Origin of the sequence: Streptomyces sudanensis, from assembly GCF_023614315.1 — a bacterium.
Taxonomy (GTDB): domain Bacteria; phylum Actinomycetota; class Actinomycetes; order Streptomycetales; family Streptomycetaceae; genus Streptomyces; species Streptomyces sudanensis.
The window spans coordinates 1,382,273-1,397,096 of sequence record NZ_CP095474.1; the positions used below are offsets into that span (position 1 = coordinate 1,382,273).

Annotated in this window: 13 protein-coding genes and 1 pseudogene; 10 read left to right on the forward strand and 4 right to left on the reverse strand. The window is 77.4% G+C overall.

Features of this window, described 5'->3' with window-relative positions:
- The first annotated feature begins 327 nt into the window (after window positions 1-327).
- Window positions 328-738: a VOC family protein gene (locus tag MW084_RS06340; protein ID WP_029553315.1), complete on the forward strand. Its 411-nt coding sequence runs from the start codon at window positions 328-330 to the stop codon at window positions 736-738.
- Window positions 739-742: 4 nt separating this feature from the next.
- Here MW084_RS06340 and MW084_RS06345 read toward each other — a convergent pair.
- From MW084_RS06345 to MW084_RS06355, 4 genes and pseudogenes are all read right to left on the reverse strand, one after another.
- The coding region (locus tag MW084_RS06345; RefSeq protein WP_275563506.1) for a hypothetical protein at window positions 743-1,905 on the reverse strand (1,163 nt) is incomplete at its 5' end.
- Window positions 1,906-1,968: 63 nt separating this feature from the next.
- Window positions 1,969-2,166: pseudogene (locus MW084_RS24485) on the reverse strand (hypothetical protein); the annotation flags it as partial.
- Between the two features lie 55 nt (window positions 2,167-2,221).
- Window positions 2,222-3,349 (reverse strand): alpha/beta fold hydrolase, encoded by a 1,128-nt coding sequence (locus MW084_RS06350; protein WP_029553317.1) that lies wholly within the window; start codon window positions 3,347-3,349, stop codon window positions 2,222-2,224.
- 85 nt (window positions 3,350-3,434) lie between these two features.
- Window positions 3,435-4,121, reverse strand: coding sequence for a class II aldolase/adducin family protein (locus MW084_RS06355; RefSeq protein WP_010468927.1), 687 nt, complete (start codon window positions 4,119-4,121; stop codon window positions 3,435-3,437).
- 189 nt (window positions 4,122-4,310) lie between these two features.
- Between MW084_RS06355 and MW084_RS06360 the strand changes: the two genes are divergently transcribed.
- From MW084_RS06360 to cobC, 9 genes are all read left to right on the forward strand, one after another.
- Window positions 4,311-5,588, forward strand: coding sequence for an inorganic phosphate transporter (locus MW084_RS06360; RefSeq protein WP_010468929.1), 1,278 nt, complete (start codon window positions 4,311-4,313; stop codon window positions 5,586-5,588).
- Window positions 5,589-5,606: 18 nt separating this feature from the next.
- On the forward strand, window positions 5,607-5,831 hold the full coding sequence (locus MW084_RS06365; protein ID WP_010468931.1) for a hypothetical protein: 225 nt from the start codon (window positions 5,607-5,609) through the stop codon (window positions 5,829-5,831).
- A gap of 427 nt (window positions 5,832-6,258) precedes the next feature.
- Window positions 6,259-7,209, forward strand: coding sequence for a cobalamin biosynthesis protein (locus MW084_RS06370; protein WP_010468933.1), 951 nt, complete (start codon window positions 6,259-6,261; stop codon window positions 7,207-7,209).
- Entirely contained in the window at window positions 7,206-8,711 is a 1,506-nt protein-coding gene (locus MW084_RS06375; protein ID WP_010468935.1) for a cobyric acid synthase, read from the forward strand. The genes MW084_RS06370 and MW084_RS06375 overlap by 4 nt, the downstream gene beginning before the upstream one ends.
- Before the next feature lie 142 nt (window positions 8,712-8,853).
- Window positions 8,854-10,944, forward strand: a complete 2,091-nt coding sequence (locus MW084_RS06380; RefSeq protein ID WP_010468938.1) for a putative cobaltochelatase — start codon at window positions 8,854-8,856, stop codon at window positions 10,942-10,944.
- Window positions 10,944-11,552: a cob(I)yrinic acid a,c-diamide adenosyltransferase gene (gene cobO / locus MW084_RS06385; RefSeq protein ID WP_010468940.1), complete on the forward strand. Its 609-nt coding sequence runs from the start codon at window positions 10,944-10,946 to the stop codon at window positions 11,550-11,552. Before MW084_RS06380 ends, cobO begins: the two co-directional genes overlap by 1 nt.
- On the forward strand, window positions 11,546-12,910 hold the full coding sequence (locus MW084_RS06390; protein WP_010468941.1) for a cobyrinic acid a,c-diamide synthase CobB: 1,365 nt from the start codon (window positions 11,546-11,548) through the stop codon (window positions 12,908-12,910). Before cobO ends, MW084_RS06390 begins: the two co-directional genes overlap by 7 nt.
- The gene (locus MW084_RS06395; protein ID WP_010468943.1) at window positions 12,907-13,428 is read left to right on the forward strand and encodes a cobalamin biosynthesis protein; all 522 of its coding nucleotides are present in this window, start codon (window positions 12,907-12,909) and stop codon (window positions 13,426-13,428) included. Before MW084_RS06390 ends, MW084_RS06395 begins: the two co-directional genes overlap by 4 nt.
- 128 nt (window positions 13,429-13,556) lie before the next feature.
- Complete coding sequence (gene cobC, locus MW084_RS06400; RefSeq protein ID WP_010468945.1) at window positions 13,557-14,666, forward strand: Rv2231c family histidinol phosphate aminotransferase CobC; 1,110 nt, start codon at window positions 13,557-13,559, stop codon at window positions 14,664-14,666.
- Window positions 14,667-14,824 lie beyond the last annotated feature (158 nt).

The following is a 14,824-nucleotide window of genomic DNA, read 5'->3' on the forward strand; positions in this document are numbered from 1 at the left end:
GCGGGGCCGGGCCGGACGGGCCGGATGTGCGGCGGCGGGCGCGACCGGTGAGTGGGGTGGCCTGCGCGACCGGTGGGCGGGGCGGCCGGCGTGCCGGTTTCGGCGNNNGGCNCCGNNGGGGGCCACGACCGGGGCCGCCAGGGGCCGTGCCGTCCGGGTCCGGCGCGGACGGGAGGTGCTCGAAGCGGGGCCGGCGCGGAAGTCGCGCGGCTCCGGAGGAGGCGCCGCGCCGGTCCGGGAGCCCCCGCGGGCGGGCCGGCGGGCGTTGTCAGTGGCCGGTGCCAGGCTGAAGAAGGATGAGATCCACGTCACATCGCAATGGAGGAGATGGTCGGCATGGCCGCGGTATCGAGCGTCTGCCCGACGATCCTGTACCGGGACACGGAGGCCGCGATCCGGATGCTGACGGAGGCGTTCGGCTTCCGCCGGGAGGGCGTGTACGAGGACGAGGACGGCCGCGTCGTCCACGCGGAGCTGTCCTACGGCGACGGCGTGGTGATGCTGGGCCCGAAGGACGGCGCCGGGGCGTACGCCAGGATGATGGCCGACGCCGGGCCGGTCGGGGTGTACGTGGTGGTGGAGGACGCGGACGCGCACCACGCGCGGGCGGTGGAGCACGGGGTGGAGGTGCTGATGCCGCCGACCGACCAGCCCCACGGGTCGCGGGACTACCGGGCGAGGGATGCCGAGGGCAACGTCTGGAGCTTCGGGACGTACGCCCCCGGCGCGCCGGGCTGAGGGGTCAGGAGCCGCCGGTGTGGACCTGGAACGCGGCGCGGCGGACCGCCTTGGCGAGGGCGGGGTCCGGGTGCGCCGCGGCCAGGGCGACCAGCACCTGCACCGTGCGCGGGTGGCCGATCGCGCGGACCTCGTCGAGGAGGGCGGGCACGGTTCCCTGCACGGCGGACTCCAGGTGCCGCACCAGCAGGTCGCTCTCCCCGTGGTCGACGACGGCCGCGGCGGTGTCCACCCAGAGCCAGGTGGCCTCCTCGCGGGTGAGGACGTCCGGCGCCTCGTCGGGGTCGGCGCCCTCGTGCTCGGCCAGCCAGAGCAGGGCGTACGGGCGGAGCGGGGGTTCACCGGCGGCGGCGCGCACCTCGGCCTCGGCGGCGGCGCCCACCACGCGGAGGGCTTCGAAGGCCAGCCCGCGCAGGAGGGCGTCGTCGCCGCGGGCGACGGCGAGCAGCTCGGCGACGGCCTTGCCGACGGGCCGGGCGGCGAGCCAGGCGCGGTACTCGGCGCGGGCCGGACCGGGGGTGAGCCGGACGCAGCCGCGCAGCATGGCCTCCGCGGGCTGCTCGATGTGCCCCGCGGGGCTCTGCGCGGCGACGCAGATCTGCTCCAGCTTGACCCACACCGCCCAGTTGCCGAGGGGGGTGAGCGTCGCCTGGCCGTCGTCGACGGTCAGGGCGCCGACGGAGGCGAGCGCCTCCAGCGCCCAGTCGAGCAGGCGGGGCAGGGCGTCCGTGCCGGAGGCCGCGCCCCGTCGCCCGTCACGCGCCGGGGCGGCGGCCGGGGCCCCCGGCACCGGCGCGGCGTCGGCGGCGTACGGGACCTCGCAGCGCTGCTCGCGCAGTTCGGCGACGCGCTGCCGGATCAGGTCGAGCAGGGCCGGGACGGGCACCGGGCCGGCGGACAGGTGGAGGAGGGAGAGGGCCTGCGGGACGGCCTCCACCACCTCGGCGACCTCGGCCGGTTCGGCGTCCCGCGCGGCGGGATGGGCGAGCGACCAGGCGTCGAGGAGGGCGACCCAGCCCCGCAGCGCGGCGGAGTCGTCCCGGTCCCAGGCCCGCAGCCGCCAGCCGGGGCGGACGGTGTCGCCGTGGATCTCGACGAGCCCGGCGAGCCGGGCCCGGTCCCAGGCCGTGCGGACCCGTTCCGGCGGCAGGCCGAGGGCGGCCGCGGNCCGCTCGTCCGCCNGGGCGGTGACGGGGCCGNNNNCGGNCGGCCGCCGCCNNGCGGGCGACNGCGCACGGCGTCGGCCAGGACGTGCCGGGCCTGGCGGGCCAGCTCGGCCCGCGGGGGCGTGCCCTCCGGCGGACGCGGGGCCGGCCGCGTCCGCCGGTCGGCCACGGCCCGCCGGGCGGTCGTCGCCAACGACCGGGGCCGGACGAGTCGGAGTCTGGAGTTGCGCGCCAGTTGCTCATCGGGCTTTCGAGACGTCACGGGGGCAGTCTTCCCGTTGACGGCCCGAAAGCCCAAACGGAAGGAGGCCGTCGGCTCACAGCAGGGGGATCAGGAAGCGGCGCATGGCCTCCTCGTACCGCTCGGGGTCGGCGTTCCACATGGCGGCGTGCGGCGCGTCGTGGACCGCGCGGAGGGTGACGAGGTCGGGGCGCCGTTCGGCGAGGGCGCGGCTCGCCGCCCAGGGGGCGACGGTGTCGCCGGGGCCGTGGAAGACGAGTGCGGGCACGTCCGGCGCCTCGGTGGCGACGGTCCGGGCGGGTTCCCCGCGGCGCAGCCCGGTCCTGCCCTGGGCCGCGCGGACGGCGAGCGGCAGCAGGACGGCGGGGACGCGGCGCGCCACGGCCAGGGCGCGCAGGGCGGCCTCCCAGTCGAGGACCGGCGAGTCGAGGACCAGGCCGGTGATCATGTCGCGCAGCCGGCTCCGCCGGGCGGTGCGCAGGGCCATGGCGGCGCCGGTCGACCAGCCGTGGAGGACGACGCCGGTCGCGCCGTTGCGGACGGCGTGGTGGACGGCCGCGTCGAGGTCGCGCCACTCGGAGTCCCCGAGGTGGCCGAGGCCGTCGGCGGAGCGGGGGGCGCCCGGGTCGCCGCGGTAGGCGAGGTCGAGGACGGGCAGGCGGAACCTGCCGTGGAGGAGGCCCAGCACGTTCAGCGGGTGCTCGCGGGTGGCGCCCAGGCCGTGCGCGGTGATCACCCATGTGGTGCGGGACCCCGGGACGTACCAGGCGGGCAGGGGGCCCAGCTCGCCGGCCACCTCGACCTCCCGGTACGGGACGCCGAGCGCGGTGGCGGGGGTGCCGGAGTGGACCTGCGGGGTGAGGCGGACGCGGGTGCCGGTGGCGAGGGTGCCGTAGTCGACCCGTTCGAGGCGGCGCACGACGGTGTCGGGGGCGTGGGGCGCGTCGTCGAGGACGGGGCCGACGACCGCGTGGACGCCGGGGCCCTCCACTCCGTAGACACCGGGGCGGAGGGAGGACAGGTCGCGGGTGAGGGTGATCCGGTCGGGGCCGGCGGCGTGCACGGTGAGCCGGGGCTCGCCGGGCAGGGGCCGTCCGGGCCGCGGCCTGAGCGCCGTACCGCTGGCGTACCGTCCGGCCGCCACGGCGGCCGTCCCTGCACCGATCACTGTGGCGGCCACCGCCGCGGCTGTCGCGGAACGCATCCGTCCAGTGTCCGCAAGTCGGCCGGGCGGTGCCAGTGGACGCGGCGGTCACCGGGCGACGGGATCGGAAGGGGCGGCGCGCCGGTCAGCCGGGGAGGCCGTAGCCGCGGAGCTTCCCGGCTGCCTCGGCCAGCTCGTCGGCGGTGAGGAGCGCCGGGGTGCGGGTGGGATGGCTGTCGGCGGCGAGCCAGACCCGGCACATCCACTCCAGCTGGGCGGTGCGGTCGTACGCCTGGTCGAGCGTCGCGCCGTACGCGACCGTGCCGTGGTTGCGCAGGAGGCAGGCGGTGCGCCCGGCCAGGGCGGCGAGCATGCGCTCGGCGAGCTCCCGCGTGCCGTACAGGGCGTACGGGGCGACGCGGACGGGCCCGCCGAGGGCGGCGGTCATGTAGTGGATCGGCGGCAGCTCGTCGACGAGGGTCGACACGGCGGTGGCGTGCACGGCGTGGGTGTGGACGACCGCCCCGGCGTCGGTGGACCGGTACACGGCGAGGTGCACCGGCAGCTCGCTGGTCGGCGGCAGCGTGCCGCGGACCCGCCGCCCGTCCAGGTCGACGGCGACGACGTCGTCCCCGGTCAGCCGGGAGTACGGCACCCCGCTCGGGGTGACGAGCACCAGGTCCCCGACCCGCACGGAGACGTTCCCGGAGGTGCCGACGACCAGCCCGTCGTCCACCGTCCTGCGCGCCGTGGCGACCAGCGCCTCCCACGCCTCACCGACCGCCGCCCCGTCCGCCGTGCCCGCCGTGCCCGCCGTGTCGTCCTTCGCCATGCGGCGATCCTGCCAGGGGCGGGCCGGGCCGGGAAGCGGCGGTCCCGGCGGGCCGGGGCCCGGGCGCCGGCCCGCAAACGGAACCGAACCGCACGGCGAGACACCGCGTAGCCCGCCTCAGTTCACCTCCCGTTCACCCAGGTTGCTTACGTTCGTCTGGTCACTGACGTCGAATGATTGCCTGGGTAAATGGAACACATCACGCTGCTGCTCGCCATCGTGGTCGTGACAGCTCTCGTGTTCGATTTCACAAACGGTTTCCACGACACCGCCAACGCGATGGCCACGACCATCTCGACCGGTGCGATGAGGCCCAAGGCGGCGGTGGCCATGTCGGCCGTCCTGAACCTGGTGGGCGCGTTCCTGTCCGTGGAGGTCGCCAAGACGATCTCCAAGGGGCTCGTCGACGAGACGGGCATCCAACCCGAGGTGATCCTCGCCGCCCTCGTCGGCGCGATCCTCTGGAACCTCCTGACCTGGCTGGTCGGCCTCCCCTCCAGTTCCTCCCACGCCCTCATGGGCGGTCTGATCGGCGCGACCGTCGCCTCCATCGGCTTCGACGGCGTCAACGGCGGCGTCGTCCTCACCAAGGTCCTGATCCCGGCCGTCGCCGCCCCCGTCGTCGCCGGCGTCGCCTCGATGGTGGCCACCCGCTTCACGTACCGGGTCGACGCGAGCGTCGGCGACAGGACCGGCCGCAAGGGCTACCGGGCCGGGCAGATCGCCTCCGCGGGCCTGGTCTCCCTCGCCCACGGCACCAACGACGCGCAGAAGACCATGGGCATCATCACCCTGGCCCTGGTCGCCGGCGGCGCCCTCGCCCCCGGCTCCAACCCGCCGGTGTGGGTCATCGTCTCCGCCGGCCTGGCCATCGCGCTCGGCACCTACCTGGGCGGCTGGCGCATCATCCGCACCATGGGCAAGGGCCTCACGGACCTCCAGCCCCAGCAGGGCTTCGCCGCCCAGACCGGCGCCGCGACCGTGATCCTGGCCTCCTCCCACCTGGGCTTCTCCCTCTCCACCACGCACGTCTGCTCCGGCGCCGTGATGGGCGCGGGCCTGGGCCGCAGGGGCGGCGTGGTCCGCTGGTCCACCGCCACCCGGATGTTCGCCGCCTGGGGCCTGACCCTGCCGGCCGCCGGCCTGGTCGCCGCGCTCGCCGAGCTCGTCGCCCGCCAGGGCGACTGGGGCGTCGCCGCCGTCGCGACCTTCCTCGTCGTCTCCTCGGCCGCCATCTGGTTCGTCTCGCGCCGCCAGGTCGTCGACCACACCAACGTCAACGACGTGGAGCACGGCGCCGGGGCCCTCGACGACGAGCCCGCCGGGGTCGTCACCACCGCCATCGCGGCCGTCACCCCGCCGCCCGCCGGCGCCGTCGCCGCCGACCCGGCGGACGACGACACCCCCAAGACCCCCGTCACGGCCCCGGCCGCCGCGTCCGGCGCGGCGCCCACGGCCACCCGGTAAGGAAAGGACGGCATCGCCATGGACATCGACTGGGCAGCCCTCGGCTCCGTCTTCGGCGTGGGCCTCGTCGCCACCGTCGCACTCGTCGGCCTGTTCACCCTCGGCCTGGTGGGCCTCTCCCGGCAGGAGGAGGCCGAGGCCCGGGGCGGCGGCTCCACCGCCCTGGCCCGCACCGGCGCGTACGCCTGCTTCGCGCTGTGCGCCGCGGCCGTCGCGTACGGGATCTACCTGATCGTGGCCTGACCACGGCCGAAGCGTCCGGCCGGGCCGCCCCCGCCCCCGCGGCGGGGGCGGCCCGGCCGTCGTCGCGCGCCCCCGCCCGGCGCTTCCCGACCCCCTCGCGAAGCCCGGCGCGCCGCTCCACCGCAGGTCAAGAGCGAGTTGACGGGCCTTCGCGGGGCGTGGTGGACTGCCCGGGCCAGCTACGGCGGCAGGAGAGGAAGCCCGGTGCGAGTCCGGCGCGGTCCCGCCACTGTCACCGGGTCCGGCGCGGCGGTCGCCGCGGGGGCCCGGGAGCCAGGAACTCTCACCGCCGGTCACGTCGAACCAGGGCGCGGACCCTGAGTGAGGACCTTGCGCATGCCCGGCCGCCTTCCCCCCCGCACGTACGGGCCCCCGAGCCCCGGTTCACCGGTCCGCGGCCGGTCCGGCGCGCGGACCCGCTGAGCCGATGCGGGACGACCGAGTCTTCGCGTACGGCGCCGCCGCCGGTTTCCTGGCCGACCTGGTCTTCGCGGACCCCCGCCGCGGCCACCCCGTCGCCGCCTTCGGGCGCGCCGCGGGCGCCGTGGAGCGCGTGCTGTGGCGCGACCACCGCGGCTGGGGCGCGCTGCACACCGCCGTGTGCGCCGGGGGCACCGCCGCGGCCGCCGCCCTGGCCGCCCGCGCCGTGCGGGGCCGGGGCGCCGCGTCCGTCGCCCTGACCGCCGCGACCGTGTGGGCCGTCGTGGGCGGCACCTCTCTGGGCCGGGAGGCGCGGGCCGTCGGCGCCGCGCTGGCCGCCGGGGACGTGGAGGCCGCCCGGGAGCGGCTGCCGCACCTGTGCGGGCGCGACCCGCAGGCACTGGACGGGCCGGGCATCGCGCGGGCCGTGGTGGAGTCCGTCGCCGAGAACACCTCCGACGCCGTGGTCGGCGCCCTGGTGTGGGGCGCGCTCGGCGGCGTCCCGGGGCTGGCGGCCTTCCGGGCGGTCAACACCCTGGACGCCATGGTCGGCCACCGGTCGCCGCGCCACCGCCGCTTCGGCTGGGCGTCGGCGCGCCTCGACGACCTGGCCGGGGCGCCCGGGGCGCGGCTGACGGCCGCGCTCGCCGTCGTCGCGGGCGGCGACCCGCGCGGGGCCCTGCGGGCCTGGCGGGCGGACGCGCACCGGCACCCCTCGCCCAACGCCGGCCCCGTGGAGGCCGCCTTCGCGGGCGCCCTCGGCGTACGGCTCGGGGGCACCCTCTCGTACGGGGGGCGGGTCGAGCACCGGCCGGTCCTGAACGGGCCGGGGCGGGACGTCGAGGTGGCGGACGTCGAACGGGCGGTGCGGCTGTCGCGGCGCGTCGGCGGGCTGGCGCTCGCCGTGTGCGCGGGCGGGCGGCTGCTGTACGGAACGTGGAAGCGGAGGGGCGCGTGAGCGGGGGGCTGCTGGTCGCGGGGACGACGTCCGACGCGGGCAAGAGCGTGGTGACGGCCGGGATCTGCCGCTGGCTGGTCCGGCGGGGCGTGAAGGTCGCGCCGTTCAAGGGGCAGAACATGTCCCTCAACTCGTTCGTGACGCGCGAGGGCGCGGAGATCGGGCGGGCGCAGGCGATGCAGGCGCAGGCCGCCCGCGTCGAGCCGAGCGCGCTGATGAACCCGGTGCTGCTGAAGCCGGGCGGCGACCGCTCCAGCCAGGTGGTGCTGATGGGCCGGCCGGTCGGCGAGCTGAGCGCCCGCGGCTACCACGGCGGGCGGCAGCAGGAGCTGCTGGGCACGGTCGTGGAGTGCCTGGAGGAGCTGCGGGCCACCCACGACGCGGTGATCTGCGAGGGCGCGGGCAGCCCCGCCGAGATCAACCTGCGGCGCAACGACATCGTCAACATGGGCGTCGCGCGGGCGGCGGGCTTCCCCGTCGTCGTGGTCGGCGACATCGACCGGGGCGGGGTGTTCGCCCAGTTCTTCGGGACGACGGCGCTGCTGGCGCCCGAGGACCAGGCGCTGGTCGCCGGGTACCTGGTGAACAAGTTCCGCGGCGACGTGACGCTGCTGGAGCCGGGCCTGGACATGCTGTACGACCTGACGGGGCGCCGGACGTTCGGGGTGCTGCCGTACGCGCGCGGACTCGGCATCGACGAGGAGGACGGGATGGCCGTGTCGCTGCGCGGCGCCGTCCGCGAGTCGGCGGTCGCGCCGCCGGTAGGCGAGGACGTACTGCGGGTCGCGGTGTGCGCCGTGCCGCTGATGTCGAACTTCACGGACGTGGACGCGCTGGCCGCCGAGCCGGGCGTCGTCGTCCGGTTCGTCGACCGGCCCGAGGAGCTGGCCGACGCGGACCTGGTGGTCGTGCCGGGCACGCGCGGCACGGTGCGGGCACTGGCGTGGCTGCGGGAGCGCGGCCTCGCCGCCGAGCTGGCGCGGCGGGCCGCGGAGGGCCGCCCCGTGCTGGGGATCTGCGGCGGATTCCAGGCGCTGGGCGAGCACATCGAGGACGACGTGGAGTCGCGCGCCGGGGCCGTGGAGGCCCTCGGGCTGCTGCCGGTGCGGGTGCGGTTCGCGCCGGAGAAGACCCTCGCCCGGCCGGTCGGCGAGGCGCTGGGCGAGCGGGTGGAGGGGTACGAGATCCACCACGGCGTCGCGGACGTGCGGGGCGGCGAGCCGTTCCTGGACGGCTGCCGCGTCGGCGCCGTGTGGGGGACGCACTGGCACGGGTCGCTGGAGTGCGACGCCTTCCGGCGGGCGTTCCTGCGGGAGGTCGCGGCGGCAGCCGGGCGGCGGTTCGTCCCGGCGCCCGGCACGTCGTTCGGCGCGCTGCGCGAGGAGCAGCTCGACCGGCTCGGCGACCTGATCGAGGAGCACGCGGACACGGACGCGCTGCTCAAGCTGATCGAGTCCGGCCCGCCCGGCGGGCTGCCGTTCGTACCGCCGGGGGCGCCGTGAGCACCCCCGGCGCGGTCGCTCCCGCCGGTACGGGGAGCACGCCGGGGCCCCGCCCGTGCGGGGAGCGGCGCACCACGGCGGCCCGGCGCGGCCGCACCGACACTTCCGCACGCAGCAGCTCCCTCGAAAGGGGTATCGGCTAATGGCCTCGGTTCCCTATCCGTTCACCGCCGTCGTCGGCATGGACGACATGCGGTTGAGCCTGTTGCTCACCGCCGTGTCGCCGCGCATCGGCGGTGTGCTCGTCCGGGGTGAGAAGGGCACCGCCAAGTCCACGCTGGTGCGCTCCCTCGCCGCGCTGCTGCCCCCCATGGACGTCGTCCCCGGCTGCCGCTTCTCGTGCGCACCCGAGGCGCCCGACCCGGGGTGCCCGGACGGGCCGCACGAGTCCGCGCCGGGCGTCCCGCGTCCCGCGCGGCTGGTCGAACTGCCCGTCGGCGCCTCGGAGGACCGGCTCGTCGGGGCGCTGGACATCGAGCGGGCGCTGTCCGAGGGCGTGAAGGCCTTCGAGCCGGGGCTGCTGGCGCGGGCGCACCGGGGCATCCTCTACGTCGACGAGGTCAACCTCCTCCACGACCACCTCGTCGACCTGCTGCTCGACGCCGCCGCCATGGGCGCCTCCCACGTGGAGCGCGAGGGGGTCTCCGTGCGGCACGCGGCGCGCTTCCTCCTCGTCGGGACGATGAACCCGGAGGAGGGCGAGCTGCGGCCGCAGCTGCTCGACCGGTTCGGGCTGACCGTGGAGGTGGCCGCGTCGCGGGACCCGGAGCAGCGGGTCGAGGTGGTGCGGCGGCGCCTGGCGTACGACGACGACCCGGTGGGCTTCGCGGCGCGCTGGGCCGGCGAGGAGGCCGCGCTGCGGGAGCGGATCGCGGCCGCGCGGGCGCTGCTGCCGCAGGTGCGGCTCGGTGAGGACGCGCTGCGGCGGATCGCGGCGACGTGCGCGGCGTTCGAGGTGGACGGCATGCGCGCGGACATCGTGATGGCGCGGACCGCGACGGCGCTCGCCGCGTGGGCGGGCCGTACGGACGTGACGGTCGAGGACGTGCGGCAGGCGGCGCTGCTGGCGCTGCCGCACCGGCGGCGGCGGTCGCCGTTCGACGCGCCGGGCCTCGACGAGGACAGGCTGGACGAGGTGCTGGAGCAGTCCGGCGGGGGCGACGAGCCCGAGCCCGATCCGCGGGGCCCCGGCGACGGCGGCCCGGACGGGGACGGCGGCCCCGGCGACGGGGGCCCCGGCGGGGGCGGTCCCGGCGGGGGCGTTCCGCCGCAGCCGCCGGGACCCGGGACGGACGCCGAGGCACCGGCCGCGCCGGAGCCGTCCGGGGAGCGGCCGGAGGAGGCGCCCTCCCCCGGTGCGGGACCGGCTCCGCTGCCGGGCGCGGGCCCGGCCCGCGAGCAGTCGCCGGTCGCGGCGGCCGAACCGTTCCGCACGAAGGCGCTGACCGTGCCCGGCGTGGGCGACGGCGCGGCCGGGCGCCGCTCCCGGGCGCGCACCGAGCACGGCCGCACCACCGGGTCGCGCCGCCCGCGGGGAGCCCTGACGAAGCTGCACCTGGCGGCGACCGTGCAGGCGGCGGCCCCGCACCAGCGGGCGCGCGGCCGGTCGGGCCCCGGGCTGGTCGTGCACCGCGACGACCTGCGCCAGGCGGTGCGGGAGGGACGCGAGGGCAACCTGGTGCTGTTCGTGGTGGACGCCTCGGGGTCGATGGCGGCGCGGCAGCGGATGGGCGCGGTGAAGGGCGCCGTGCTGTCGCTGCTGCTCGACGCCTACCAGCGGCGGGACAAGGTGGGCCTGGTGACGTTCCGGGGCCGGGACGCGGAGCTGGTGCTGCCGCCCACGTCGTCGGTGGACGCGGCGGCCGCCCGGCTGGAGCGGCTGCCCACCGGGGGCCGCACCCCGCTGGCGGCGGGCCTGCTGAAGGCGCACGAGGTGCTGCGGTCGGAGCGGCTGCGGGACCCGGCGCGCCGCCCGCTGCTCGTCGTGGTCACGGACGGGCGGGTGACGGGGGGCCCGGAGCCGCTGCGCCTGGCCGCGCGGGCCGCGGGGCTGCACGCGGCGGAGGGCACGGCGTCGGTCGTCGTGGACTGCGAGAGCGGGCCCGTGCGGCTCGGTCTGGCCGCGGGGCTCGCCCGGGACCTGGGCGGTACGGCCGTGACGCTGGACGAGCTGCGCGCGGACGCGATCGCCGGGCTGGTCAAGGATGTTCGTACTACGAGGAGGGCCGCATAGTGCCGCAGGGACAGCCGACCGTCGTTCCGCAGGACGGGCTGACCACCCGTCAGCGCCGCAACCGCCCGCTGGTGATGGTCCACACGGGCGTGGGCAAGGGCAAGTCGACCGCCGCGTTCGGGATGGCGCTGCGCGCCTGGAACCAGGGCTGGCCGATCGGGGTGTTCCAGTTCGTCAAGTCGGCGAAGTGGAAGGTCGGCGAGGAGAACGCGCTCAAGGTGCTCGGCGCGACCGGCGAGGGCGGCACGGTCGACTGGCACAAGATGGGCGAGGGCTGGTCGTGGATCCAGCGCGACCCGAAGGACGGGGAGCAGTCCAACGAGGAGAAGGCGCGGGAGGGCTGGGAGCAGGTCAAGCGCGACCTGGCCGCGGAGAGGTACCGGTTCTACGTGCTGGACGAGTTCGCCTACCCGCTGCACTGGGGGTGGGTGGACACCGCCGAGGTGATCGAGGTCCTGCGGAACCGTCCCGGCACGCAGCACGTGGTGATCACCGGCCGCAACGCGCCGCGGGAGCTGCTGGACTTCGCGGACCTGGTCACCGACATGTCCAAGGTGAAGCACCCGATGGACGCCGGTCAGAAGGGCCAGCGGGGCATCGAGTGGTAGCACGTCTCGTCATCGCCGCGCCGTCGTCCGGCGCGGGCAAGACCACGGTCGCGACGGGCCTGATGGCCGCGTTCGCCGAGCGCGGTCTGGCGGTGTCGCCGCACAAGGTCGGCCCGGACTACATCGACCCGGGGTACCACGCGCTGGCGACGGGCCGCCCCGGGCGGAACCTCGACGCGTTCATGTGCGGCACGGAGCTGGTGGCGCCGCTGTTCGCGCACGGGGCGCACGGCTGCGACCTGGCCGTCGTCGAGGGCGTGATGGGGTTGTACGACGGCGCCGCCGGCCAGGGCGAGCTGGCGTCGACGGCGCAGGTGGCCAAGGTGCTGCGGGCGCCGGTGGTGCTGGTCGTGGACGCCTCGTCGCAGTCGCGGTCGGTGGCGGCGCTGGTGCACGGGTTCGCCTCGTGGGACCCGGAGGTGCGGATCGGCGGGGTGATCCTCAACAAGGTCGCCACCGACCGGCACGAGCACCTGCTGCGGGAGGCGCTGGAGGAGTCCGGGGTGCCCGTGCTGGGTGTGCTGCGGCGGGCCCCGGACGTCTCGACGCCGTCGCGCCACCTGGGCCTGGTGCCGGTCGCCGAGCGGCGGGCACAGGCCGTGGAGGCGGTGCGGGCGCAGGCGGAGCAGGTGCGCGGCGGCTGCGACCTGGACGCGCTGCTGGCGCTGGCCCGTTCGGCGCCGCCGCTGCACGCGGAGCCCTGGTCGGCCGGGGCGGCCCTGGCCGGCGCGGGCGCCGGGGAGCCGCCGACCGGTGCGCGGCCGGTGGTGGCGGTGGCCGGCGGAGCGGCGTTCACCTTCTCGTACGCGGAGCACACCGAGCTGCTGGAGGCGGCGGGCGCCGAGGTGGTGGCGTTCGACCCGCTGCGGGACGAGAAGCTGCCGGAGGGGACGCGCGCCCTGGTGGTGGGGGGCGGCTTCCCGGAGGTGTACGCGCCGGAGCTGTCGGCGAACGGGGCGCTGCGGGACGCGGTGGCCGCGCTGGCCCGGTCGGGCGCCCCGGTCGCGGCGGAGTGCGCGGGCCTGCTGTACCTGGCGCGTTCGCTGGACGGCCTGCCGATGTGCGGGGTGCTGGAGGCGGACGCGCGGATGTCGCAGCGGCTGACGCTGGGGTACCGGGACGCGGTCGCGGTGAGCGACAGCCCGGTGGCGGCGGCCGGGACGCGGCTGCGGGGCCACGAGTTCCACCGCACGGTGGTCGAGCCGGGCGCCGGGGCCGACCCGGCGTGGGGGCTGCGGCAGCCGGAACGGCGCGTGGAGGGCTTCGTCGCCGGCGGGGTGCACGCGAGTTACCTGCACACCCACTGGGCGGCGGTGCCGGGGACGGCCCGGCGGTTCGTCGGGCACTGCCGGCCGTGAGGCTGGTGGTGGGCGTGGGCGCCCGGCGCGGGGTGAGCGCGCGGGAGGTGTGCGACCTGGTCGCGGCGGTCCTGCGGGAGGCGGGACGGGAACCCGGGGAGGTGGTGGCGATGGCGACGGTGGAGGCGAAGGCCGGCGAACCGGGCCTGGTGGAGGCCGCCTCCCTGCTGGGCGTGCCCCTGCGCGCCCACCCGGCGGAGGCGCTGGCCCGCGCCCGGGTGCCCGAGTCCTCGGACGCGGCGCTGGCCGCGGTGGGCACGCCGTCGGTGGCGGAGGCCGCGGCCCTGGTGGAGGCGGCGCGCCACGGGGCGTCCGGGCCGGCGGGGGGCGAACTCCTCGTGCCGAAGCGGAAGTCCGTTGCGGGAGTGGCGCGTGTGACGTGTGCGGTGGCAGTGGCCCACGGGGAAGGGCGGTTGCCCACCGGAGGGCGGGGGTACACCCGTGAGGACGCGGTGTTCGGGTTACGAACACGCCGTCGAACCACTGATCCCCGCGCCGGATCCCCCGTCCGGCACTGAAGAACGCCGGATCCCCCGTCCGGCACCGGAGAACGCCGGATCCCCCGTCCGGCGCCGAGAGCCACCCGGTGGGCCGTCGGCACCGTCGGCCCACCGCCCCCCACTGTCCCCCACCCCGGCTGGCGGCCATGTACATGCACACTGACAGCGACAGACCGTTCCCCCGCCCCCGCGACGCGGACGCGTACGACCTGCGGCACCACGGCGACGTGGAGGTCCGCGGCGAGAACCTGATCGACCTCGCGGTCAACGTCCGCACCGGCACCCCGCCCGAGTGGCTGAGGAAGCGGCTGGCGGAGTCCCTGGCGGGGCTCGCCGCCTACCCCGACGGGCGGGCCGCGCGGGCGGCGGTCGCCGAGCGGCACGGGCTGCCCGCGCGGCGGGTGCTGCTGACGGTGGGCGCGGCGGAGGCGTTCGTGCTGCTGGCGCGGACGCTGCCGGTGCGGCGGCCGGTCGTGGTGCACCCGCAGTTCACGGAGCCGGAGGCGGCGCTGCGGGACGCGGGGCACCAGGTGCGCCGGGTGCTGCTGCGCGAGGAGGACGGCTTCCGGCTGGACCCGGCGCGGGTGCCCGAGGACGCGGACCTGGTGGTGGTCGGCAACCCGACGAACCCCACGTCGGTCCTGCACCCGGCGGAGACCCTCGCGGCGCTGGCGCGGCCGGGGCGGATCCTGGTCGTGGACGAGGCGTTCATGGACGCCGTGCCGGGTGAGCGGGAGGCGCTGGCCGGGCGGACGGACGTACCGGGACTGGTGGTGCTGCGGAGCCTGACCAAGACGTGGGGGCTCGCGGGACTGCGGATCGGGTACGTGCTGGCGGCGCCGGACACCGTGTCGGCGCTGGAGCGGGCGCAGCCGCTGTGGCCGGTGTCGACGCCGGCGCTGGTGGCGGCCGAGGCGTGCGTGTCGCGGGAGGCGCTGGCGGAGGCGGAGGAGGCGGCGCGGCGGACGGCCGTGGAGCGGGCCCACCTGCTGGCGGGGCTCGCGGAGTTCGAGGAGGTGCGGGCCGTGGAGGCCGCGGAGGGCCCGTTCGTCCTGATCCGGGTGGAGGGGGCGGACGTGGTGCGGGAGCGGCTGCGGGCGCTGGGCTTCGCGGTGCGGCGCGGTGACACCTTCCCGGGCCTCGGGCCGCAGTGGCTGCGGGTGGCGGTGCGGGACCGGGTGACGACGAACCGTTTCATCCAGGCCCTGGACCAGGCGCTGGTCATGGCCGGCTGCGACCGGCCGAGCCGGGCGTAGCCGCCGCGCCCGGCCGCTTCCCGCCGCCCCCGTGCCGCCCCGTGCCGCCGGGCCGGGGCGGCGCGGGTGGTTCGGGAACGGCGGTACGGGAGCGGGCGCGGCGGGCGGTCCTCGGGGCGCCGCGCACGGTGGGCGGCGCGCCCGGCGGACCTCCACCG

Bases quoted from the DNA above. Each gene is read 5' to 3' on its own strand.
- MW084_RS06365 (WP_010468931.1), top strand. From the start codon at position 5,607: ATGGACATCGACTGGGCAGCCCTCGGCTCCGTCTTCGGCGTGGGCCTC.
- MW084_RS06360 (WP_010468929.1), top strand. From the start codon at position 4,311: ATGGAACACATCACGCTGCTGCTCGCCATCGTGGTCGTGACAGCTCTC.
- MW084_RS06370 (WP_010468933.1), top strand. From the start codon at position 6,259: ATGCGGGACGACCGAGTCTTCGCGTACGGCGCCGCCGCCGGTTTCCTG.
- cobC (WP_010468945.1), top strand. From the start codon at position 13,557: ATGTACATGCACACTGACAGCGACAGACCGTTCCCCCGCCCCCGCGAC.
- MW084_RS06340 (WP_029553315.1), top strand. From the start codon at position 328: ATGGTCGGCATGGCCGCGGTATCGAGCGTCTGCCCGACGATCCTGTAC.
- MW084_RS06380 (WP_010468938.1), top strand. From the start codon at position 8,854: ATGGCCTCGGTTCCCTATCCGTTCACCGCCGTCGTCGGCATGGACGAC.
- MW084_RS06355 (WP_010468927.1), bottom strand. From the start codon at position 4,121: ATGGCGAAGGACGACACGGCGGGCACGGCGGGCACGGCGGACGGGGCG.
- MW084_RS06350 (WP_029553317.1), bottom strand. From the start codon at position 3,349: ATGCGTTCCGCGACAGCCGCGGCGGTGGCCGCCACAGTGATCGGTGCA.